Genomic DNA, 20,171 nt, shown 5'->3' on the forward strand with positions numbered 1-20,171 from the left:
GGTCAAAATTGTGGTTTATTCAGTGAAGCTCATACCGTGCTTGGCCTTGGTGGTTTTCACAGCTTCCAGCACGGCCAGCAGGCAATCATCACGATAGCGCTCCAGCGCAGAAATGCTGTGTTTGCCCAGTTGATCGCTGGTGCCATCCACCACATCGTCAATCAGTTTGTCGGTCAGTTCCGGCGCCGGCAGGTAAGTCCACGGCAGTTGCAACGCCGGGCCGAACTGCGCCATGAAGTGCCGCATGCCGGCATCGCCACCCGCTAGGGTGTAGGTCAGGAAGGTGCCCATGAACGACCATCGTAGCCCCGCGCCAAAGCGGATGGCGTCATCGATTTCGCCCGTGGTGGCCACGCCGTCATTGACCAGGTGCAGCGCCTCACGCCACAGCGCTTCCAGCAGACGATCGGCGATAAACCCAGGCACTTCCTTGCGCACATGCAAGGGCCGCATGCCGAGGGATTCATACACCTTGATTGCCGCCTGAATGGCCTCTGGCGCAGTGTTCTTGCCGCCGACGACTTCCACCAGCGGCAACAGGTAAACCGGGTTGAACGGGTGGCCGACCACGCAACGCTCAGGGTGAGTCGAGCGCTCGTAGAACTCGCTTGGTAACAGGCCGGAGGTGCTTGAGCCAATCAACGCATTCGGCTTGGCTGCCGCGCTGATCTTGCTGTGTAACTCCAGCTTCAGCGCCAGGCGTTCCGGGGCGCTTTCCTGGATGAAGTCGGCGTCTTTCACGCACGCTTCGATAGTGTCGACAAAGCGCAGGCGGTCCTGGGACGCGCCCAGTGCCAGGCCTTGTTTCTCAAGGGCGCCCCAGGCGTTGGCGACCCGCTTGCGCAGGGCGGCTTCGGCACCGGGCGCCGGGTCCCAGGCGATTACATCCAGGCCGTGGGCCAGGGCGCGGGACACCCAGCCGCTGCCGATAACACCGCTGCCGAGGGCGGCGAAGGTTTTGATTTCAGTGATAAAGCGCATGGCAAATTCCTAAAGAGTTCGGTGATCACCTGTGGGATCTGGCTTGCCTGCGATAGCTGTGTGTCAGTTGGTGTATTTGGCGGCTGACGTACCGCAATCGCGGGCAAGCCCGGCTCCCACAGGATTTAGTGGTGTTTGGAAGTCAGCCGCGTTTGGTCAGGCCCATCTTGATTCGGCCTTCCGCCGGGGTCATGACCCGAGCACCCAACCGGCTGAGAATTTCACTCGCGCGCTCCACCAGTTGCCCGTTGGTGGCGAGCACGCCTTTGTCCAGCCACAGGTTGTCCTCCAGGCCTACCCTCACGTTGCCGCCCAGCAGCACCGCTTGCGCGGCCATTGGCATTTGCATGCGACCGATGCCGAAACCGGCCCACACCGCGTCGGCGGCCAGGTTGTCGACCATGGCTTTCATGGTGGTGGTGTCGGCCGGCGCGCCCCAGGGAATGCCCAGGCACAGTTGGAACAGGGGATTATCGAGCAGGCCTTCCTTGATCATCTGCTTGGCAAACCACAGGTGACCGGTGTCGAAAATTTCCAGTTCGGGCTTAACGCCCAACGCTTGGATGCGCTTGGCACCAGCCCTTAGTTGCGCCGGGGTGGACACGTAAATGGTGTCGCCATCGCCGAAGTTCAGGGTGCCGCAGTCCAGGGTGCAGATCTCCGGCAGCAGCTCTTCCACATGGGCCAGGCGGGTCAGCGGGCCGACCAGGTCGGTGTTAGGGCCGAACGCCATCGGGTGCTCGCCGCCACCGATCTCCAGGTCGCCGCCCATGCCGGCGGTGAGGTTGACGATGATGTCGATGTCGGCCTCACGGATGCGTTCCATCAATTCGCGGTACAGGGCCACGTCACGGCTGAACTTGCCGGTCTCGGGGTCGCGCACGTGGCAGTGCACCACGGTGGCGCCGGCCTTGGCGGCTTCCACCGCTGCGGCGGCGATTTGCTTGGGGGTGACCGGCACGTGCGGGCTTCTGCTGGTCGTGTCGCCAGCACCGGTGAGTGCGCAGGTGATGATGACGTCGTGGTTCATGGGGCGGTTCCTTACAGGCGTGGTGATGCCGTTCGCAGCCGCTTGTAGCTGCGAAGCGGTGATTGAAAAGGGGTTACTTGCTGGTCAATTGCAGGTTGGCCGCAGCCGGTCTGCCATCGAAGGTGGTCACACCTTCCAGCCAACGAGCCTGGTCTTGCGGGTGATCCTGGAGCCACTGTTTGGCGGACTCGAGGGCGTCCTTGTGATCCAGCAACGGCTGCATCATCCGGCTCTCGTCGGCGGCGGTGAAGGTCAGGTTGGTCAGCAGTTTGTGCACGTTGGGGCACTGCTCGGCGTAGGTTGGCGCGGTCACGGTCCACACGGTCGCCATGCCTTCGTTCGGGCCCAGGGCGTCGTCGCTGCCGGTGAGGTAAGTCATGGCGACGTTGACGTTCATCGGGTGCGGCGCCCAGCCAAAGAACACCACGGCCTCCTTGCGGCGGACCGCCCGGTCGACGGCGGCGAGCATGCCGGCTTCACTCGATTCCACCAGCTGGAACTTGCCCAGGCCGAACTGGTTCTTGGCGATCATCGCCTTGATCTGCGTGTTGGCGCCCGAGCCGGGCTCGATGCCGTAGATCTTGCCGCCCAGTTCTTTTTCGAATTTGGCGATGTCGGCGAAGGTTTTCAGGCCCTTGTCCGCCAGGTAGGTCGGCACGGCGAGGGTGGCGCGCGCGTCTTCCAGGCTTGGTTTGTCGAGGACCTTGACTTGCTTGGCGTCGATGAATGGGGTGATGGTCTGGGTCATCAGTGGGTTCCAGTAGCCCAGGAACATATCCAGGCGTTGGTCGCGGATGCCGGCGAAGATGATTTGCTGCGAGGCACTGGTCTGTTTGGTCTTGTAGCCGAGGCCGTCGAGCAACACTTGGGTCATGGCGCTGGTGGCGATTACATCGGTCCAGTTCACGACACCCATGCGCACGTTCTGGCAGGACGCCGCATCGGCGGCCATTACGTGGGTGCTCAAGATGGCGCTGGCGCTGAGTGCGAGCACGCAGCGGCTGATCAGTCGGTTCATGGTGGATCCCTCGGCAGGTCGTTATTGTGGGGGCCGGCGTCTTTGTGCGCCGTGAGGCTGATGGTGCGGGTTTTACGTTACGTCGCTTTGGGGGCGACAAAACGCACGGCGGCGACCCGCTCTTGCACTGCAGCGACCTGCCCCCTTGAATCCGTCCGTGAACGGGAGTATCACAGTGCCACGCTGCCCGTCCGACGAGAGCGCCACCATGTCCCAGGATTTCTACTTTCTGCTGATGCCGGGCTTTTCGGCCATTGGCTTTATCTCCGCGCTGGAGCCGCTGCGGGTGGCCAACCGCTTTCGTGGCGAGCTGTACCGCTGGCACGTGTTGAGTGCCGATGGCGGCGCGGTGCTGGCGAGCAATGGCATGTCGGTCAACGCCGACGCCGCGTTGGAACCGCTGAAAAAAGGCGCGACATTGTTGGTGGTGGCGGGCTTTGAACCCTTGCAGTTCGCCACTCCCGCGCTGGAACACTGGCTGCGCCGCCTCGACCATGACGGCGTGACCCTCGGCGCCATCGACACCGGCGCCTGCGTGCTGGCTGAAGCAGGCCTGCTCGATGGCCACCGGCTGACCCTGCACTGGGAAGCCATCGACGCTTTCAAGGAATCCTACCCGCAGCTCACAGTGACCCAGGAACTCTTCGAAATCGACCGCCGTCGCATCACCTGCGCGGGCGGCACCGCTTCCATCGACCTGATGCTCGACCTGATCGCCCAGGCTCATGGCTCGGAGCTGGCGATCCAGGTTTCCGAACAATTCGTGCTCGGCCGTATCCGCCCACGCAAAGACCACCAGCGCATGCAGATCGCCACGCGCTACGGCATCAACAACAAAAAACTGGTGCAAGTGATCGGCGAGATGGAGCAACACACCGAGCCGCCCCTGAGCACATTGGCGCTGGCCGACGCTATCAACGTAACGCGGCGTCAGCTGGAGCGCCTGTTTCGCCTGCATTTGAACGACACCCCGAGCAACTTCTACCTCGGCCTGCGCTTGGAAAAAGCCCGGCAGTTGCTGCGCCAGAGCGATCTGAGTGTGCTGGAAGTGAGCATCGCCTGCGGGTTTGAATCACCGTCGTATTTCACGCGGAGTTATCGGGCACGGTTTGCGAAATGCCCAAGGGAGGATCGGCGACGGGAGGTGGTTTGACGGCTGATTATAGTCAATTATACTGGCGACTATAATTTATAGTCCTTTCCATAATTGAGTATAAAAGCATGTCCAAGAACAGCGGCTTTGTGTTCCGCCGCCCCGACCTGGCAAGCAGCATTGCCGATGGCCTTGTGGGGGCCGGTATTCAGGATTTCACCTCCGGCCTGTTTCTCGCGGCGCCGCGTCGCACGGGCAAAAGCACTTTTTTACGTGAGGACCTTGTTCCTGAATGCCAGGCGCGTGGTTGGCTGGCGGTGTATGTCGACCTGTGGGCCGACAAGGAAAAAGACCCCGCCGACCTGATCTCCAGTGCCATCGCCGGTGCCCTGGTGCCCTTTGAAAAGGGCATACGCAAACTGGCCAAAAATATCGGCATCGAAAAGCTCAGCTTCCTGCGCACCTTGTCCTGGGATTTCACCAAGCCGCAATTGCCTGCAGGCGCCACACTGACACAAGCGCTGGAGTTGCTTCACAGCGCTGCCGAGAAAACCGTCGTGCTGGTGATCGACGAAGCCCAGCACGCGCTCACCACCGAAGCAGGTGTTAACGCGATGTTTGCCCTCAAGGCCGCCCGGGACCAGCTCAACCAAGGTCGTGAAGGCGAGGGCAGCGGGTTGCGCCTGGTGTTCACGGGGTCCAATCGCGACAAGCTTGCCCATCTGGTATTAGGTAAAAGCCAGCCGTTCTTCGGGTCCAGCATCACCCCATTTCCACTGCTGGGCAAAGCATTCACACAGGCCTACACCGTGTACCTCAACGGCCTTCTGGCCAAGACCAACCAGTTCAATGCTGCCGACATTGATGAAGCGTTTGAGCTAGTGGGTCGTCGCCCGGAAATGTTGCGCACCATCATTGGTGAAGTGGCATTGGAACTGGGGGAGGCGAGCAATCTCGGCCAACTGCTGCACAGTCGCGCCGAGCTGCTGCGCGCCGGCGTTTGGACCGAATTCGAAAGTGCCTGGAACGCCCTCACCATTCCCCAGCGTGCGGTGCTGGACGTAATGGTGGAGCGCTCACAGAACAACGAACCGTTCGCGCCGTTTACCGACAGCACCCTCACGGCCGTCAGCAAGGCGTTGGAAGGCATGGGCAGCGACGTAGTGCCGGGCACCCAGACCATTCAGGCCTGTATCGATGCCTTGCGCGATAAAGAGCTGGTATGGAAGTCGAGCCGGGGCGGTTATGCGCTGGAAGACAAATCCTTCGGGGATTGGCTGCAGCACCGGCGCCGAGCTCTTAACTGAATCAAACGCTGATCACATGTGGGAGCTGGCAAGCCAGCTCCCACATTGATATAGGGTGTGGCTTATTTCTTGACCAGTGCCGAGCACGCCGCCTTGTACGCCTCATGCTGATACTTGTTCAGCGTCGCCGGCAGGTCAAAGGTGTGCTTCTTGTTCTGCGCATTGAGGGTCTGCGGCGACAACAGCGTCACCTCAACACCCTCCAGCAACTGAAGCACCCCTTCAATCTTGAACGTGGTCGGGCCACCGGCGAATTCGCCTTTCTTGCTGCGCTTCTTGATCGCGATACGTTCGATAGCGTTTGCCTGCACAAACGCCTTCACCTGAGCGGCGAAGGCTTTGACGTTGGCCGCTTCATCGTCGTCTTCCAGGGCGATTTTTTTCGTGGCCAGGGCGACGTGAGTCAGCGCTTGGTTGTCCAGGGAGGCGACGGCGATGATGGCTTCGCTGCCTTTGATTTCGATGCCGCAAGTCTTCATGAATAGCCTTGTTTCAGAAGGAAAGTGACGGGGATTGTCGCTTATTCCTGCCCGATCGATTCCAGAAACTCCGACCGCTCATCACTCATCCGCGCCAGGCAGTCATTCTGTGCAATGGCGTACGCCTTCGTGCCGTTCACCGCCGGGAAGGTGTCCACGGCGCAATCGGCGTCGCGTAACTTTTCCCACTTCTGCTGGGCATCCTTCAGACGAGCGGTAATGTCCGCCAGCTTGGTTTTGTCGCTGCCGTAGGTCGAAGCCATGCGTTCCAACAGGCTCTGATAGTTATCCTTGAGCAACTGATCGGCGGTGGTTTTATTGTAAGTGGCGCATTCCAGGGTTTGCTTGTCGTTTTCGATGCCGTCGCACGGCGTGCTGTCGGTGTATTCGGCCGCGTGAACGCCGGTTGCGATGAGTGCCAAAGCCAGGAAAATCGATTTCATTTCGCCGTCTCATATCAGGTGATACGGGAATTCTGGCTCAAGCGTAAGACAAATAACAGCCGCCAGTCAGACCTCTCTTAACAGCCTTTGTCGCGGATTGACGCTTTCGGCAATTCCCCTGTCGTTTTTGCACCCGGCTCTGTCGGCCCCTGGGCATATGCTGGCCCCAAAGCGCCGGCAGACGATTCGGCGCATGAATCGCCAATAAGGGGACGCCTGATGAGCCCAGCCGAATTGCACGCCGACAGCATCGTTATCGACGGGCTTATTATTGCCAAGTGGAACCGCGACCTGTTCGAGGACATGCGCAAAGGTGGCCTCACCGCTGCGAACTGCACGGTGTCGGTGTGGGAAGGCTTCCAGGCCACCATTAACAACATCGTGGCCAGCCAGACCCTGATCCGTGAGAACAGCGACCTGGTGATCCCGGTGAAAACCACCGCCGATATCCGCAAAGCCAAGGAGCAGGGCAAGACCGGCATCATCTTCGGCTTCCAGAACGCCCATGCCTTCGAAGACCAGCTTGGCTACGTCGAGATCTTCAAGCAGCTCGGCGTTGGGGTGGTGCAGATGTGCTACAACACCCAGAACCTCGTCGGCACCGGCTGCTACGAGCGTGATGGCGGCCTGTCGGGCTTTGGTCGTGAGGTCGTCGGTGAGATGAACCGCGTCGGGATCATGTGCGACCTGTCCCACGTGGGCTCCAAAACCTCCGAAGAAGTTATCCTCGAATCGAAAAAGCCGGTGTGCTACTCCCACTGCCTGCCGTCCGGCCTTAAAGAGCACCCGCGCAACAAGTCCGATGAAGAGCTCAAGTTCATCGCCGACCACGGCGGTTTTGTCGGCGTGACCATGTTCGCGCCGTTCCTGGCCAAGGGCATCGATTCGACCATCGACGACTACGCCGAAGCCATCGAATACACCATGAACATCGTCGGCGAAGACGCTATCGGCATCGGCACCGACTTCACCCAGGGCCATGGCCAGGATTTCTTCGAAATGCTGACCCATGACAAGGGCTACGCCCGCCGCCTGACCAGCTTCGGCAAGATCATCAACCCGCTGGGCATCCGCACCGTGGGCGAGTTCCCCAACCTCACCGAAACCCTGCTCAAGCGCGGTCACCCTGAGCGTGTGGTGCGCAAGATCATGGGTGAGAACTGGGTCAACGTCCTCAAGGACGTCTGGGGCGAATAAGCCACCGCACTGTCGCGGAACATCAACACAACGAATTTTCTGGAGTTAAGTTTCCATGGCCAAGATCGCCCCGCAATTGCCTATCGAAGTCGACAGCGAAACCGGTGTCTGGACCTCCGACGCCCTGCCGATGCTGTACGTGCCACGCCATTTCTTCGTCAACAACCACATGGGTATCGAAGAAGTCCTCGGCGCTGACGCCTACGCCGACATCCTTTACAAAGCCGGCTACAAGTCCGCCTGGCACTGGTGTGAAAAAGAAGCCGAATGTCACGGCCTGGAAGGCGTCGCAGTGTTCGAACACTACATGAAGCGCCTGTCGCAGCGCGGCTGGGGCCTGTTCAAGATCCAGGACATCGACCTCGACAAAGGCACAGCCAGCGTCAAGCTTGAGCACTCGGCGTTTGTCTACGTGTACGGCAAGGTCGGACGCAAGGTCGACTACATGTTCACCGGCTGGTTTGCCGGTGCCATGGACCAGATTCTGCAGGCGCGTGGCAGCCAAATCCGCACCGTCGCCGAACAAGTCTACGGAGGCTCCGAAGAGGGCCACGATGACGGCCTGTTCACCGTCAAGCCGTTGTAAACCGAGGACCGTGCCATGGCTTTCGAAGCAATGTTTGCGCCGATCCAGATCGGCAAACTGACCATCCGCAACCGCGTGCTCAGTACCGCCCACGCCGAGGTGTATGCCACCGACGGCGGGATGACGACTGACCGCTATGTGAAGTATTACGAAGAGAAAGCCAAGGGCGGCATCGGCCTGGCGATCTGCGGTGGCTCCTCAGTGGTGGCCATCGACAGCCCGCAGGAGTGGTGGAGCTCGGTAAACCTGTCCACCGACCGCATCATCCCGCACTTCCAGAACCTGGCTGACGCCATGCACAAGCATGGCGCCAAGATCATGATCCAGATTACCCACATGGGCCGTCGCTCGCGTTGGGACGGCTTCAACTGGCCGACCCTGATGTCGCCGTCCGGCGTGCGGGAGCCGGTGCACCGCGCTACCTGCAAGACCATCGAACCGGAAGAAATCTGGCGCGTGATCGGCAACTACGCCCAGGCCGCGCGTCGTGCCAAGGCCGGTGGCCTAGACGGCGTGGAACTGTCCGCCGTGCACCAGCACATGATCGACCAGTTCTGGAGCCCACGGGTCAACAAACGTACCGACGAATGGGGCGGCACCTTTGAAGGCCGCATGAAGTTCGGCCTGGAAGTCCTGAAAGCCGTGCGTGCCGAGGTCGGTGACGACTTCTGCGTGGGCATGCGCCTGTGCGGTGACGAATTCCACCCGGACGGCTTGTCCCATGAGGACATGAAGCAGATCGCCAAGTATTACGACGACACCGGCATGCTCGATTTCATCGGCGTGGTGGGGTCGGGGTGCGACACCCACAACACCCTGGCCAACGTTATCCCCAACATGAGTTATCCGCCGGAGCCGTTCCTGCACTTGGCAGCCGGGATCAAGGAAGTGGTCAAGGTCCCGGTGCTGCACGCGCAGAACATCAAGGACCCGAACCAGGCCACGCGCATCCTCGAAGGCGGTTATGTGGACATGGTCGGCATGACCCGTGCGCACATCGCCGACCCGCACCTGATCGCCAAGATCAAGATGGGCCAGATCGACCAGATCAAGCAGTGCGTCGGCGCCAACTACTGCATCGACCGCCAGTACCAGGGCCTGGATGTGCTGTGCATCCAGAACGCCGCGACCTCCCGTGAATACATGGGCGTGCCGCACATCATCGAGAAGTCCATCGGGCCCAAGCGCAAAGTCGTGGTCGTGGGTGCCGGCCCTGCGGGGATGGAAGCCGCGCGCGTTGCCGCTGAACGTGGCCACGACGTGACCCTGTTGGAAAAGAAAGAATTTATCGGCGGGCAGATCACCACCGCCTCGAAAGCGCCGCAACGTGACCAGATCGCTGGCATCACCCGCTGGTTCCAGCTGGAATTGGCACGTTTGAAAGTCGATTTGCGCCTGGGCGTGGCCGCTGATGCCGAGACCATCCTCGACCTGCGTCCGGACGTGGTGGTGCTGGCGGTGGGCGGGCATCCGTTTATCGAACAGAACGAACACTGGGGCGCGGCCGAAGGCCTGGTAGTGAGCAGCTGGGACGTGCTCGACGGCAAGGTGGCACCGGGCAAGAACGTGCTGGTGTACGACACCATCTGCGAATTCACCGGCATGTCGGTGGCCGATTTCCTGGCGGACAAAGGCTGCCAGGTCGAGATCGTCACTGACGACATCAAGCCCGGCGTGGCCATCGGCGGTACGTCATTCCCGACCTACTACCGCAGCATGTACCCCAAGGAAGTGATCATGACCGGCGACATGATGCTGGAAAAGGTCTACCGCGAAGGCGACAAGCTGGTAGCGGTGCTAGAGAACGAGTACACCGGCGCCAAAGAGGAGCGGGTGGTGGACCAGGTGGTGGTGGAAAACGGCGTGCGTCCGGATGAAGCCCTTTACTACGGGCTCAAGGAAGGATCGCGTAACAAAGGTCAGATCGATGTTGAAGCCTTGTTCGCGATCCAGCCGCAGCCGTGCCTGAGCGAGGCGGGCGAGGGCTACTTGCTGTTCCGCATTGGTGATTGTGTGGCGCAGCGAAATACCCACGCTGCGATCTACGACGCCCTGCGCCTGTGCAAGGATTTTTAAGAACAGTCGCAAGCCATAAGCTTCAAGCAGCAAGAAAGAGCAGTGGTTGACCGGCTTTGACTTGCCGCTTGTAGCTTGAAACTTGCCGCTTGAGGTCACCTCAATGTTGAACACCTTGCTTCCTATTCTCTTGTTTGCCGCCCTGGGCCTTGCCGTCCTCGGCGCCCTGCGCCGGGTGAACATGTGGCGCCGTGGCCGCGCCTCCAAAGTCGACCTGCTCGGTGGCCTGCTGGCCATGCCCAAGCGCTACATGGTCGACCTGCACCACGTGGTTGCCCGCGACAAATACATCGCCAACACCCACGTCGCCACGGCGTTGGGCTTTGTGCTGTCAGCGCTGTTGGCGATTCTGGTGCACGGTTTCGGCCTGCATAACCGCATCCTCGGCTATGCCCTGCTGTTGGCCTCGGTGCTGATGTTTGTCGGCGCCACGTTTGTCTATCTGCGCCGCCGTAACCCGCCATCACGCCTGTCGAAAGGCCCGTGGATGCGCCTGCCGAAAAGCTTGATGGCGTTTTCGGTGAGCTTTTTCCTGGTAACGCTGCCGGTGGCCGGGATCCTGCCGGCCGACTTCGGCGGCTGGCTGTTGGCTGCGCTGCTCAGCGTGGGCGTGCTGTGGGGCGTGTCGGAAATGTTTTTCGGCATGACTTGGGGCGGCCCGATGAAGCACGCCTTCGCCGGTGCCCTGCACCTGGCCTGGCACCGCCGTGCCGAGCGCTTTGGCGGTGGCCGTTCCACCGGGTTGAAGCCGCTGGACCTCGGCGATAAAACCGCGCCTCTGGGCGTGGAAAAACCCAAGGATTTCACCTGGAACCAACTGCTCGGGTTTGACGCCTGCGTGCAGTGCGGCAAGTGCGAAGCCGCGTGCCCGGCCTTCGCCGCCGGCCAGCCGCTGAACCCGAAAAAGCTGATCCAGGACATGGTGGTCGGCCTGGCTGGCGGCACCGATGCCAAGTTCGCCGGCAGTCCCTATCCAGGCAAACCGGTAGGCGAGCACAGCGGCAACCCGCACCAGCCAATCGTCAACGGCCTGGTGGACGCCGAAACCCTGTGGTCCTGCACCACCTGCCGCGCCTGCGTGGAAGAGTGCCCGATGATGATCGAGCACGTGGATGCCATCGTCGACATGCGCCGCTACCTCACCCTGGAAAAAGGCGCGACCCCGAACAAGGGCGCCGAAGTCCTCGAGAACCTGATCGCCACCGACAACCCGGGCGGCTTTGCACCGGGCGGTCGCTTGAACTGGGCGGCGGATCTGAACCTGCCGCTGCTCAGCGAAAAAAGCAGCGCCGACGTACTGTTCTGGGTTGGCGACGGTGCCTTCGACATGCGTAACCAGCGCACCTTGCGAGCGTTCGTCAAAGTACTCAAAGCGGCCAACGTCGACTTTGCCGTGCTTGGCCTGGAAGAACGCGACAGCGGCGACGTGGCGCGGCGCCTGGGTGATGAAGCGACCTTCCAACTGCTGGCCACGCGCAATATCCAGACCCTGGCCAAGTACAGCTTCAAGCGCATCGTTACCTGCGACCCGCACAGTTTCCATGTGCTGAAAAACGAGTACGGCGCCTTTAACGGCAACTACCTCGTGCAACACCACAGTACCTTCATGGCCGAGTTGATCGGCGAGGGCGCGTTGAACCTGGGCCAACACAAAGGCAACAGCGTGACCTACCACGACCCATGCTACCTGGGCCGCTACAACGGCGAGTATGAGGCGCCGCGCCAAGTGCTGCGGGCGTTGGGCATCGAGGTCAAAGAGATGCAACGTTCGGGCTTCCGCTCACGCTGCTGCGGCGGTGGCGGCGGTGCGCCGATCACCGACATACCCGGCAAGCAACGGATTCCGGACATGCGCATGGAAGACATCCGCGAAACCGGCGCCGAACTGGTGGCTGTGGGCTGCCCGCAGTGCACGGCAATGCTCGAAGGTGTGGTCGAGCCGCGCCCATTGATCAAGGACATCGCCGAACTGGTGGCCGACGCTTTATTGGAAGACGCCGCGCCGGCCAAAGCCCCGAAAAAGCTTGAACCTGCGGAGGTGCATTGATGAGCGACGTTATCCGCCGCGACCCACGGGCCGAATGGATCGCCCGCAACCGTCTGCACCCGCTGCATGCGGCGATGCAGCCGGTGCAACACAGCTGGATGGGGCCTAACGGCGTGATCCGCAAAAACGTGCATGGTGTTGGTTTTATTGGCCCTAACGGCGTCAAGCGTATCGACCGCAGCGGCGCCCAGCAGGGTGGTGCGGCCAAGCGTTCGGCAGCGGTGGAAGTGCAGTTGCCACTGCACCAGGTGCCGGCGCCGGCGTTTTACATCAACGTGGTACCGGACATGGTCGGCGGTCGCCTGAGCAGCCACGACCGCGACCTGCTGGGCCTGGCGCGGCAACTCGCTGGCAGCGATGGCGCGGTGTTGGCGGTGGTGTTTGGCGAGCACAAGGAACATGCGTTTGCCACGGCGGGCGTCGACCGTCTGCTGGTGCTGGAAGGCCACGCATTCGATGGTTATTCACCGGAGCAACGGGTGCAAGGTTTGCGCGCTGTGGATAACCAGTTCAACCCGCGCCACTGGTTGCTGCCGGACAGCCGCAGCGGTGGCGGCGAGCTGGGCCGACGCTTTGCCGCCAGCCTCAAGGAACGCCCGGCCACGCGAGTCTGGCAGATCAAGGACGACGTGTGCATCGGCCGCGCCGGAGCTGGCCAGGAAGACTTGGCCCGGCCTTTGGCGCGCCTGATCCTGGCGGCCGTGGAGTGCGCTGAGCCGGTCAGTGAAACCCGGCACGAAGTGTTGCCCGTGGAGTTATCCACAGCCCTGGCGCGCAGCTTGCCGCGCATTGAAGATCTTGGTGCGGTGGCCGTCGACCCGGCGGCAATTCCCATGGCCGAGGCGGAATTCATTTTCTCCGGCGGCAATGGCGTGAAGGACTGGACGCTCTTCCACCAGACCGCCGCCGCACTGGGTGCCACCGAGGGCGCCTCGCGGGTGGCCGTGGACGACGGCTTTATGGCGCGTGATCGCCAGGTCGGCGCCAGCGGCACCTGGGTCACGGCGCGGGTGTATGTGGCCGTAGGTATTTCCGGTGCCATCCAGCACCTGCAGGGCATCGGTGCCTGCGACAAGGTGGTGGCGATCAACCTTGACCCTGGCTGCGACATGATCAAGCGTGCCGACCTCTCGGTCATCGGCGAAAGTAACGCGATACTGCAAGCCTTGATCGATGCGGTCGAGGCCTACCGCACCGGCGCCAAGCGCGATGCGGCTTAAGGATATGGCCATGACCACGAATGTAATCAGTTTGGTTTCCATCGGCGCCCACCCTACCTCCGGGCGCCCGCGCCGTGCGGAGCAGGACGCCCGCGCTGTCGAACTGGGTTTGCAGATGGCTGGGGATAAGTTGCAGGTGCTGCACGCCGGCAACATCGCCGAACCGACCCTGCGCAGTTACCTGGGCATGGGCTTGCCAGCGTTACATGTACTGGAGCAACCGGCTGGCAGCGATGCGTTGCCGGTACTCAGTGAGTACTTGCGCGATGCCGGTGCCCAGGTGGTGCTCACCGGCAGCCAGGCCGAAACCGGTGAAGGCTCGGGCATGTTGCCGTTCTTGCTCGCCGAGCAATTGGGCTGGCCGCTGATTGTCGGGCTGGCGCAGGTTGAATCGATCGAGGCGGGCGTGGCCCATGTGCTGCAAGCCTTGCCACGCGGCCAGCGGCGCCGGTTGAAGGTGAGTTTGCCGTTTCTGGCGACCGTGGATAACGCCGCGCCCAAGCCTCGGCAAAGCGCTTACGGCCCGGCGCAGCGCGGTGAACTGGCGGCTCACGAAGTTGAAGTCGAGCAGGACGAGTTATACACAGCGGCCGTGCTGCAACCGGCCAAGCCTCGACCCAAGCGGCTCAAGGTGATCAAGGCCAAGAGCGGCGCCGATCGTATGAAAGCCGCCACGGCCAAGGCCAGCGGCGGCGGTGGGCAAGTGCTCAAGGGCCTCAGCCCGGAAGCGGGTGCCGAGGCTATTCTCAAGCTGTTGGTTGAGGAGGGCGTCGTACGCTGATTCCCTGTGGGCGCTGGCGTATCTGCACCCGTATGAGCGGACGGTACGACGATTCGACAAGCCCGCTCACTACTCAGAGCTGTGTGGATTCCAATGGCTATAGCAGGGAAGCCAGCTCCCACATTGTTGAAGTCCCTTGGGCTTACCCACAATCCCTGTTGATCCGTCTGTGGATAACCTGTTCGCGGTTGTCCACAGCCCCTGTGAATCAAGCCCTGCAGCCCTCTGTACGAAAAACAACCAAGCTAACTGGCGGTTTTTCCTTGTTTTTTTTCCTTCACTCAGCCATTTAACAAATCAGACTTGCCCCCATACTCTGTTGGCGCTTCTGTGGATAAGGTGTTCGCTCTCGGCCACAGCCCTTATGGTTAAAGGCTTTCATGCGATTGATCAAAATCTGATCGATTTGAGCTTTTACTTGATTAAAATCCCTGAAAACCCCGATTTATGAAGGTTAGAGGCGGTTTTCCACAGCGCTGCCAAAGTTGCCCCCAAAGTCTGTTGGTGCTTCTGTGGATAAGGTGTTCGCGTACCGCTACAGGGCACGTGGTTCGTGGCTTTCAGTGTGTTGATCAATAAGTGATCAGATATGGGTGAAAACCGCTGGCTTGAATAAGTCACGGATTTTCTTCATTTAATTTCAGGGGGAAGCCGTACTTGCCCACATTTGCTGTGGGTGGCTCTGTGGATAAGTTGTTGGGTAAAGGCTGGAGGGCTGGTAACCAGAGGTGTCAGAGAGACTTGCTCAAATTTTGAACAGTTAAGGAGTTCAACCTGTGAGAGCGTCTCACCGCCGCTCCCACAGTTTGATCTGTGGGTGTCACTTACTCGTGGACGGCGACGCCTTTGAGGTAAGGCGCCGGCGCCGCGCCCAGGTTGCTCAACATGCGCTCGCTGTACCAGTCAACGAAGTTCACCACACCGAACTCGTAGGTTTTGGAGTATGGGCCGGGCTGGTAGGCGGTGGAGTTGATCCCGCGTTGGTTCTCTTCGGCCAGGCGACGGTCCTGGTCGTTGGTGGCGTCCCACACCTGGCGCATGCGGTCCACGTCGTAGTCCACACCTTCCACGGCGTCCTTGTGCACGATCCACTTGGTGGTGACCATGGTTTCCTGGGCGCTGATCGGCCACACGGTGAACACGATGATGTGGTCGCCCATGCAGTGGTTCCACGAATGCGGCAGGTGCAGGATGCGCATCGAGCCCAGGTCCGGGTTCTTGATGCGGCCCATGAGTTTCGCGCAACCCTGTTTGCCATCCAGGGTCATCGATACGGTGCCCTTGAGCAGCGGCATGCGCACGATGCGGTTGCGCAGGCCAAAGCTGGCGTGGGCGTAAGGGATTTTTTCGGCATCCCAGGCGGCAGCGGAGGCGGCCACGTGGTCCTTGAAGGTCTGGTCGGCGCGCGGATCGGTGACGTCGTCCCATTCCAGCAGGGTTTTCAGCAGTTCCGGGTGCGACGCGTTGCAGTGGTAGCACTCGCGGTTGTTTTCCAGCACCAGTTTCCAGTTGGCTTTTTCGAACAAGGTGGTCTGAATGGCCACCTTGGTGTTTTCCATGTCGTAGGGTTCCATGTAATGGCTCAGCGTCGACAGGAAGTCATCGATGGCCGGCGGGTTCTCGGCCAGGCTGATGAAGATGTAGCCGCCGGCGGTCTTTACGTTCACCGGCTTGAGGCCGTATTGCTTCATGTCGAAGTCGGCGCCCATCTCGGTGCCGGCGAACAGCAGGCGGCCGTCCAGTTCGTAGGTCCACTGGTGGTAATGACAGACGAGTTTGGCAACCTTGCCCTTGTCGCTGGTGCACAAGCGTGAGCCACGGTGGCGACACACGTTGTGGAACGCATGCACCACGCCGTTGGCGCCACGGATCACGATGATCGGGTTCTTGCCCACTTGCAGGGTCAGGTAGTTGCCCTTGGTGGGGATCTCGCAGGTCATGCCGGCAATCAACCACTCTTTCTGGAAGATCTCCTGCATATCGATATCAAACAGCCGTTCATCAGAGTAGAACGGCTGTGGCAGCGAAAAGGTGCGCTCGCGCTCTTGCAGCATCTGCGCGGTGGCCTTGCGTGCGGGTTCCAGCGGATCGCCCAAGCTTAAAGTTGCGGTGACGTCCATCGTGTGTGTCCTCAGGGCCATTCTGTGTGGCCGGCGAATAGTGGCTACGGTTGGTACTTTGCAAGGCCTAAAGAAAGCGTCTTTGTTGGAAGCGAGTGTGGGCCCGGCAAAGGCCAGAACCTTGTCCATTAACGACATGGCCCACTCTGATCCCGACGCGCAACACCCATGGTATGGGGGCTGGTCGCGATAAGTATGTGAATGTCGCAGATAGGTAAATGGGTGGTTCTCGCGTTACGCAGAATCGCCACCATAAGGCCGACGTCGGCGGTGGAGAACAACATGTCCAGTAATTTCCTGAATCCGGTAACCACCCAGACCTGGGCCAATGGTCGGCACATCGTCCGTTGCGTCAAAGTCATCCAGGAAACCTGGGACGTGCGCACCTTCTGCTTCATGGCCGACCAGCCGATCCTGTTCTTTTTCAAGCCAGGGCAATTCGTCACCCTGGAGCTGGAAATCGACGGCCAGCCGATCATGCGCTCCTACACCATTTCCAGCTCACCGTCGGTGCCCTACAGCTTTTCGGTGACGATCAAGCGTGTGCCGGGCGGCAAGGTCTCCAACTGGCTGCACGACACGCTGCATGAAGGGCAGGAGTTGGCCGTGCACGGGCCGGTGGGGCTGTTTAATGCGATCGACTTCAGCAATACCAAAGTGCTTTACCTCAGTGGCGGTGTCGGCATCACGCCGGTCATGTCCATGGCGCGTTGGTATTACGATACCAACGCCAATGTCGACATGACGTTTATCCACAGCGCCCGCTCGCCCAAAGACATCATTTATCACCGCGAGCTGGAACACATGGCATCGCGTATCGACAACTTCAGCCTGCACCTGATCTGCGAGAAACACGGATTGGGTGAGCCTTGGGCGGGTTATCGCGGTTACCTGAACCACAAGATGCTCGAACTAATGGTGCCGGACTTCCTCGAGCGTGAAGTGTTCTGCTGCGGCCCCACGCCGTACATGAACGCGGTTAAGCGTCTGCTGGAGGTCGCCGGTTTTGACATGACGCGTTACCACGAGGAATCCTTCGGCGCCACGCCACCGGAAGCCCGTGCGGACGCGGTGGAACAAGCCGAACAAGCCGCCGACGCACCGGAAGTCGATCTGGCGGATCTGCACCAAGTGGAGTTCATCGCGTCGGGCAAGAGCATTCGCGTGGCACCGGGCGAAACCGTGCACGCGGCTGCGGCCAAGCTTGGGCTTTTGATCCCGAAAGCCTGCGGCATGGGCATCTGCGGAACGTGCAAGGTGATGAAGCTGGGTGGCGAGGTCGAGATGGACCACAACGGCGGGATCACCGAAGAAGACGAAGCCGAAGGCTACATCCTGTCGTGCTGCAGTGTGCCGAAGGGGGATGTGCGCATCGAGTTCTGATGCTCAATACAGCCTTGGCCGACGGTCCTGATGAACGTGATTGTGGCCGCTGATTGACTTGTGCCTGGCCTGCGCCAGGGGCAGGTCAGCGACCAACTGTTGTTCCTCCGGGCGGGAGGCTGCGCCGGCCAGCGGGTAGCCGTCAGCGTCGACGATCACCGAACCGCCCACCCAGTTGACCCCATGCTCCTCGCCATAGCGGTCGCACGCGGCAATGAACATGCGGTTGACTGCCGCATTGGCCTGGACCCGCACGATCTCTGCCGGCCTTTCACCGGCGGGGCGTGGGCCGTCAGGCCAGTTCACTGGGGCGCAGAGCAAGTCGGCTTGCGCCAGCGCGGGCAGGCGCACCCACTCGGGCAACTCCAGGTCGTAGCAGATCATTACGGCGATCCGCCCGACGGCGGTGTCGACCACCGGAGGTGGTGCATCGCCGGGGGTAAAGATCAGTTTCTCGCGGTCCCACAGGTGCGCCTTGCGATACACCGTCAGGCGCCCCGTGGGTTCGACCAGCGCTGCACTGTTGGCGACGTTTGGCGCGCTCAGGCGCTCGCAGAACCCCGCTACGATGATGATTCCCAGCTCGTGCGCCAGGTTTTTCCACAGGCTCAAGGTCGGGCCGTCGAGCGTCTCCGAGACAAGGTAGGCTTCGTCTTGATCGAAGAACGCGTAGCCGCTCTGGATCAGCTCCGGCAGGACGACCACCTGGGCGTAGAGGCTGGCCGCACTGCGAATCGCGCGCTCGGTCAGCGCCCGGTTGTAGTCGGCATCGCCGATATGAGGCGCCAGTTGATGGCAAACGACGCGTAGCGGTTTCACGACCAGTCTCCTTCCAATGCGCGCTCGCTGGCCTGCACAGCGCGCGATTCGGCGGCATGGTCGAGCTGGCGGCTCATCACGCAGTAAACCACTGCCGAGACCGCCAGGCCGATGACGAACGCAATATCGGCGCCGTCCAGCATCAGGCTGATCGGGCCTTGATAAAAACCCAGCGACATAAACGGAATCATCGCCGCCAGGCCGAGGAAATACGCGACCAGCCCGGCACTCGACCAGCGACCATAGATGCCAGCGGGATTGAAAATATCGCTGATGGCGTAGCGCCCTTTTCGTACGACGTAGAAGTCTGCGAGGTTGACGGCCGTCCAGGGCACCAGGAAATACAGCATCAAGAGCACGAAGGTGTTGAAGCTGCTCAGGTAGCTCTCAGGGATGCTCAAGGCAATCACGAAAATGATTGCGGCCACCAGGCTGATCCCGACGATGCGGCTCTTGATCCTGGGTTTGATCGGGACAAAACCGTCAATGGCGCTGATCCCGGTGAGCATCGCGCCATAACAGTTGACGGCCATGATGCCGACCAGCGCCGGTACGGCAATCAGTACGGTAAAGGTGCCAAACCCAGGCAACAGTTGGTTGCCCACGGCCTGCACACTGCCAATGGCGTCGGGTGAGGGCAGCGCCGAGGCCAGGAATGCCCCCAACGACATCAACCACAGCGCCGAGCCGGCAGCCCCCAGGTAGGTCCAGAGGATGACACTGCGCGACGGCGTGTTGTGGGGCAGGTAGCGCGAATAATCCGAGACATACACGGCGTAGCTGATCTGATAGCCCGCAGCGGCTGACAATTGGATCAGGAAGGCCGACCAGGAAAAATGTGCGTCGGCCACGGCTGAATCGGCCTGCAGGTGCAGCAAGGCCGTGACGCTCAGGACGGCGAAGACACTGATCATCACGTAGGTCAGCCAGCGTTGCACGGTGTGCAGGAGGTCGTGGCCGATGACGGCGATCACCACCGCAAGGATGATCATCAATGCATACCAGGGTGCACGGTGGCCGGGCAGCACAGTATTGATGGCGTCGGTGGCCAGGATGACGTTGAACACGTTGAAGCCGATGTACACGAAGACCACTGCGATAAACGGCACGACGGCGCCACGCAGGCCGAACTGGGCGCGCGACTGGATCATCTGCGGTAAGCCCATGCGCGGTCCCTGGTTGGCGTGGAACGCCATGGCGAACGTGCCCAGGCACACGCCGATCACGATCGCCAGGATCGCGTACGCCAGGCTCAGCCCCAAGGCTGCGCCGGTAAACCCGGTGACCATGGTGGTGAGCACGAAGTTGCCGGTGAACCAGAACGGCGCCTGATGCCACACCTTGCCGTGGCGTTCATTGCGCGGCACGTAGTCGATGGAGCGGGTTTCGATTTTCAGCGTGCTGGAGGGGGGAGCAGCTGATCGGTCGGAGGGCATGTTCATAGGTATCACGGTCTGTTTTTTATTGAGTGAGTTGCACAGAGTCTTGTAAGCAAAAAAACAATTGAATCGGCATTTTCAAATAATCACTTTATGAAACTCTGAACTGAGTGCGCAAAACCCTCTGGAATAAGGTTTGCCTTACTGATTCA

At 60.8% G+C, this 20,171-nt stretch carries 17 protein-coding genes; 9 read left to right on the top strand and 8 right to left on the bottom strand.

The window, feature by feature from the left end; translation table 11 throughout:
- Positions 1–15: 15 nt before the first annotated feature.
- From AACY08_RS12805 to AACY08_RS12815, 3 genes are all read right to left on the bottom strand, one after another.
- Positions 16–981, bottom strand: coding sequence for an L-carnitine dehydrogenase (locus AACY08_RS12805; RefSeq protein ID WP_339469737.1), 966 nt, complete (start codon positions 979–981; stop codon positions 16–18).
- A gap of 142 nt (positions 982–1,123) precedes the next feature.
- Positions 1,124–2,011, bottom strand: coding sequence for a 3-keto-5-aminohexanoate cleavage protein (locus tag AACY08_RS12810; protein WP_339469738.1), 888 nt, complete (start codon positions 2,009–2,011; stop codon positions 1,124–1,126).
- Between the two features lie 73 nt (positions 2,012–2,084).
- On the bottom strand, positions 2,085–3,029 hold the full coding sequence (locus AACY08_RS12815) for a choline ABC transporter substrate-binding protein (protein ID WP_339469739.1): 945 nt from the start codon (positions 3,027–3,029) through the stop codon (positions 2,085–2,087).
- Between the two features lie 208 nt (positions 3,030–3,237).
- Between AACY08_RS12815 and AACY08_RS12820 the strand changes: the two genes are divergently transcribed.
- Together AACY08_RS12820 and AACY08_RS12825 are read left to right on the top strand one after the other, a co-directional pair.
- Positions 3,238–4,182 (top strand): GlxA family transcriptional regulator, encoded by a 945-nt coding sequence (locus AACY08_RS12820; protein ID WP_339415334.1) that lies wholly within the window; start codon positions 3,238–3,240, stop codon positions 4,180–4,182.
- Positions 4,183–4,250: 68 nt separating this feature from the next.
- Positions 4,251–5,429 carry a hypothetical protein gene (locus AACY08_RS12825; RefSeq protein WP_339415335.1) on the top strand — a complete coding sequence of 393 codons (1,179 nt, stop codon included), beginning with the start codon at positions 4,251–4,253 and terminating at the stop codon, positions 5,427–5,429.
- A gap of 62 nt (positions 5,430–5,491) precedes the next feature.
- Here the strand turns inward: AACY08_RS12825 and AACY08_RS12830 are convergent, their stop codons facing one another.
- Entirely contained in the window at positions 5,492–5,908 is a 417-nt protein-coding gene (locus tag AACY08_RS12830) for a DUF3010 family protein (protein ID WP_339415336.1), read from the bottom strand.
- Positions 5,909–5,949: 41 nt separating this feature from the next.
- Positions 5,950–6,351, bottom strand: coding sequence for a lysozyme inhibitor LprI family protein (locus AACY08_RS12835; RefSeq protein ID WP_339469740.1), 402 nt, complete (start codon positions 6,349–6,351; stop codon positions 5,950–5,952).
- Positions 6,352–6,570: 219 nt separating this feature from the next.
- Between AACY08_RS12835 and AACY08_RS12840 the strand changes: the two genes are divergently transcribed.
- From AACY08_RS12840 to etfB, 6 genes are all read left to right on the top strand, one after another.
- Positions 6,571–7,548: a dipeptidase gene (locus AACY08_RS12840; protein ID WP_015886257.1), complete on the top strand. Its 978-nt coding sequence runs from the start codon at positions 6,571–6,573 to the stop codon at positions 7,546–7,548.
- A 55-nt stretch (positions 7,549–7,603) separates the two neighbouring features.
- On the top strand, positions 7,604–8,134 hold the full coding sequence (locus AACY08_RS12845; RefSeq protein WP_128874052.1) for a DUF5943 domain-containing protein: 531 nt from the start codon (positions 7,604–7,606) through the stop codon (positions 8,132–8,134).
- Between the two features lie 15 nt (positions 8,135–8,149).
- The gene (dgcA, locus tag AACY08_RS12850; RefSeq protein WP_339415338.1) at positions 8,150–10,210 is read left to right on the top strand and encodes a dimethylglycine demethylation protein DgcA; all 2,061 of its coding nucleotides are present in this window, start codon (positions 8,150–8,152) and stop codon (positions 10,208–10,210) included.
- Positions 10,211–10,313: 103 nt separating this feature from the next.
- Positions 10,314–12,257: a dimethylglycine demethylation protein DgcB gene (gene dgcB / locus AACY08_RS12855; protein WP_339469742.1), complete on the top strand. Its 1,944-nt coding sequence runs from the start codon at positions 10,314–10,316 to the stop codon at positions 12,255–12,257.
- Complete coding sequence (gene etfA / locus AACY08_RS12860) at positions 12,257–13,477, top strand: electron transfer flavoprotein subunit alpha (protein ID WP_339469743.1); 1,221 nt, start codon at positions 12,257–12,259, stop codon at positions 13,475–13,477. The genes dgcB and etfA overlap by 1 nt, the downstream gene beginning before the upstream one ends.
- A 10-nt stretch (positions 13,478–13,487) precedes the next feature.
- Positions 13,488–14,258 carry an electron transfer flavoprotein subunit beta gene (gene etfB, locus AACY08_RS12865; protein WP_339469745.1) on the top strand — a complete coding sequence of 257 codons (771 nt, stop codon included), beginning with the start codon at positions 13,488–13,490 and terminating at the stop codon, positions 14,256–14,258.
- An 824-nt stretch (positions 14,259–15,082) separates the two neighbouring features.
- Here etfB and gbcA read toward each other — a convergent pair.
- On the bottom strand, positions 15,083–16,378 hold the full coding sequence (gbcA, locus tag AACY08_RS12870; RefSeq protein ID WP_339415342.1) for a glycine-betaine demethylase subunit GbcA: 1,296 nt from the start codon (positions 16,376–16,378) through the stop codon (positions 15,083–15,085).
- A gap of 282 nt (positions 16,379–16,660) precedes the next feature.
- Between gbcA and gbcB the strand changes: the two genes are divergently transcribed.
- Positions 16,661–17,761 carry a glycine-betaine demethylase subunit GbcB gene (gene gbcB, locus AACY08_RS12875; RefSeq protein WP_339415343.1) on the top strand — a complete coding sequence of 367 codons (1,101 nt, stop codon included), beginning with the start codon at positions 16,661–16,663 and terminating at the stop codon, positions 17,759–17,761.
- A 3-nt stretch (positions 17,762–17,764) separates the two neighbouring features.
- On the opposite strand, the gene AACY08_RS12880 is transcribed toward gbcB, so the two are convergent.
- Positions 17,765–18,580, bottom strand: a complete 816-nt coding sequence (locus AACY08_RS12880) for a nitrilase-related carbon-nitrogen hydrolase (RefSeq protein WP_339469747.1) — start codon at positions 18,578–18,580, stop codon at positions 17,765–17,767.
- Complete coding sequence (locus tag AACY08_RS12885; RefSeq protein WP_339469834.1) at positions 18,577–20,016, bottom strand: purine-cytosine permease family protein; 1,440 nt, start codon at positions 20,014–20,016, stop codon at positions 18,577–18,579. Before AACY08_RS12885 ends, AACY08_RS12880 begins: the two co-directional genes overlap by 4 nt.
- Positions 20,017–20,171 lie beyond the last annotated feature (155 nt).

This window comes from Pseudomonas sp. EL_65y_Pfl1_R83, assembly GCF_963970695.1.
Lineage (GTDB): Bacteria > Pseudomonadota > Gammaproteobacteria > Pseudomonadales > Pseudomonadaceae > Aquipseudomonas > Aquipseudomonas tritici.

Bases quoted from the DNA above. Each gene is read 5' to 3' on its own strand.
- etfA (WP_339469743.1), top strand. From the start codon at position 12,257: ATGAGCGACGTTATCCGCCGCGACCCACGGGCCGAATGGATCGCCCGC.
- AACY08_RS12845 (WP_128874052.1), top strand. From the start codon at position 7,604: ATGGCCAAGATCGCCCCGCAATTGCCTATCGAAGTCGACAGCGAAACC.
- AACY08_RS12820 (WP_339415334.1), top strand. From the start codon at position 3,238: ATGTCCCAGGATTTCTACTTTCTGCTGATGCCGGGCTTTTCGGCCATT.
- gbcA (WP_339415342.1), bottom strand. From the start codon at position 16,378: ATGGACGTCACCGCAACTTTAAGCTTGGGCGATCCGCTGGAACCCGCA.
- dgcA (WP_339415338.1), top strand. From the start codon at position 8,150: ATGGCTTTCGAAGCAATGTTTGCGCCGATCCAGATCGGCAAACTGACC.
- AACY08_RS12825 (WP_339415335.1), top strand. From the start codon at position 4,251: ATGTCCAAGAACAGCGGCTTTGTGTTCCGCCGCCCCGACCTGGCAAGC.
- etfB (WP_339469745.1), top strand. From the start codon at position 13,488: ATGACCACGAATGTAATCAGTTTGGTTTCCATCGGCGCCCACCCTACC.
- AACY08_RS12885 (WP_339469834.1), bottom strand. From the start codon at position 20,016: ATGCCCTCCGACCGATCAGCTGCTCCCCCCTCCAGCACGCTGAAAATC.
- AACY08_RS12815 (WP_339469739.1), bottom strand. From the start codon at position 3,029: ATGAACCGACTGATCAGCCGCTGCGTGCTCGCACTCAGCGCCAGCGCC.
- AACY08_RS12840 (WP_015886257.1), top strand. From the start codon at position 6,571: ATGAGCCCAGCCGAATTGCACGCCGACAGCATCGTTATCGACGGGCTT.
- dgcB (WP_339469742.1), top strand. From the start codon at position 10,314: ATGTTGAACACCTTGCTTCCTATTCTCTTGTTTGCCGCCCTGGGCCTT.
- AACY08_RS12835 (WP_339469740.1), bottom strand. From the start codon at position 6,351: ATGAAATCGATTTTCCTGGCTTTGGCACTCATCGCAACCGGCGTTCAC.
- AACY08_RS12830 (WP_339415336.1), bottom strand. From the start codon at position 5,908: ATGAAGACTTGCGGCATCGAAATCAAAGGCAGCGAAGCCATCATCGCC.
- AACY08_RS12805 (WP_339469737.1), bottom strand. From the start codon at position 981: ATGCGCTTTATCACTGAAATCAAAACCTTCGCCGCCCTCGGCAGCGGT.
- AACY08_RS12810 (WP_339469738.1), bottom strand. From the start codon at position 2,011: ATGAACCACGACGTCATCATCACCTGCGCACTCACCGGTGCTGGCGAC.
- gbcB (WP_339415343.1), top strand. From the start codon at position 16,661: ATGTCCAGTAATTTCCTGAATCCGGTAACCACCCAGACCTGGGCCAAT.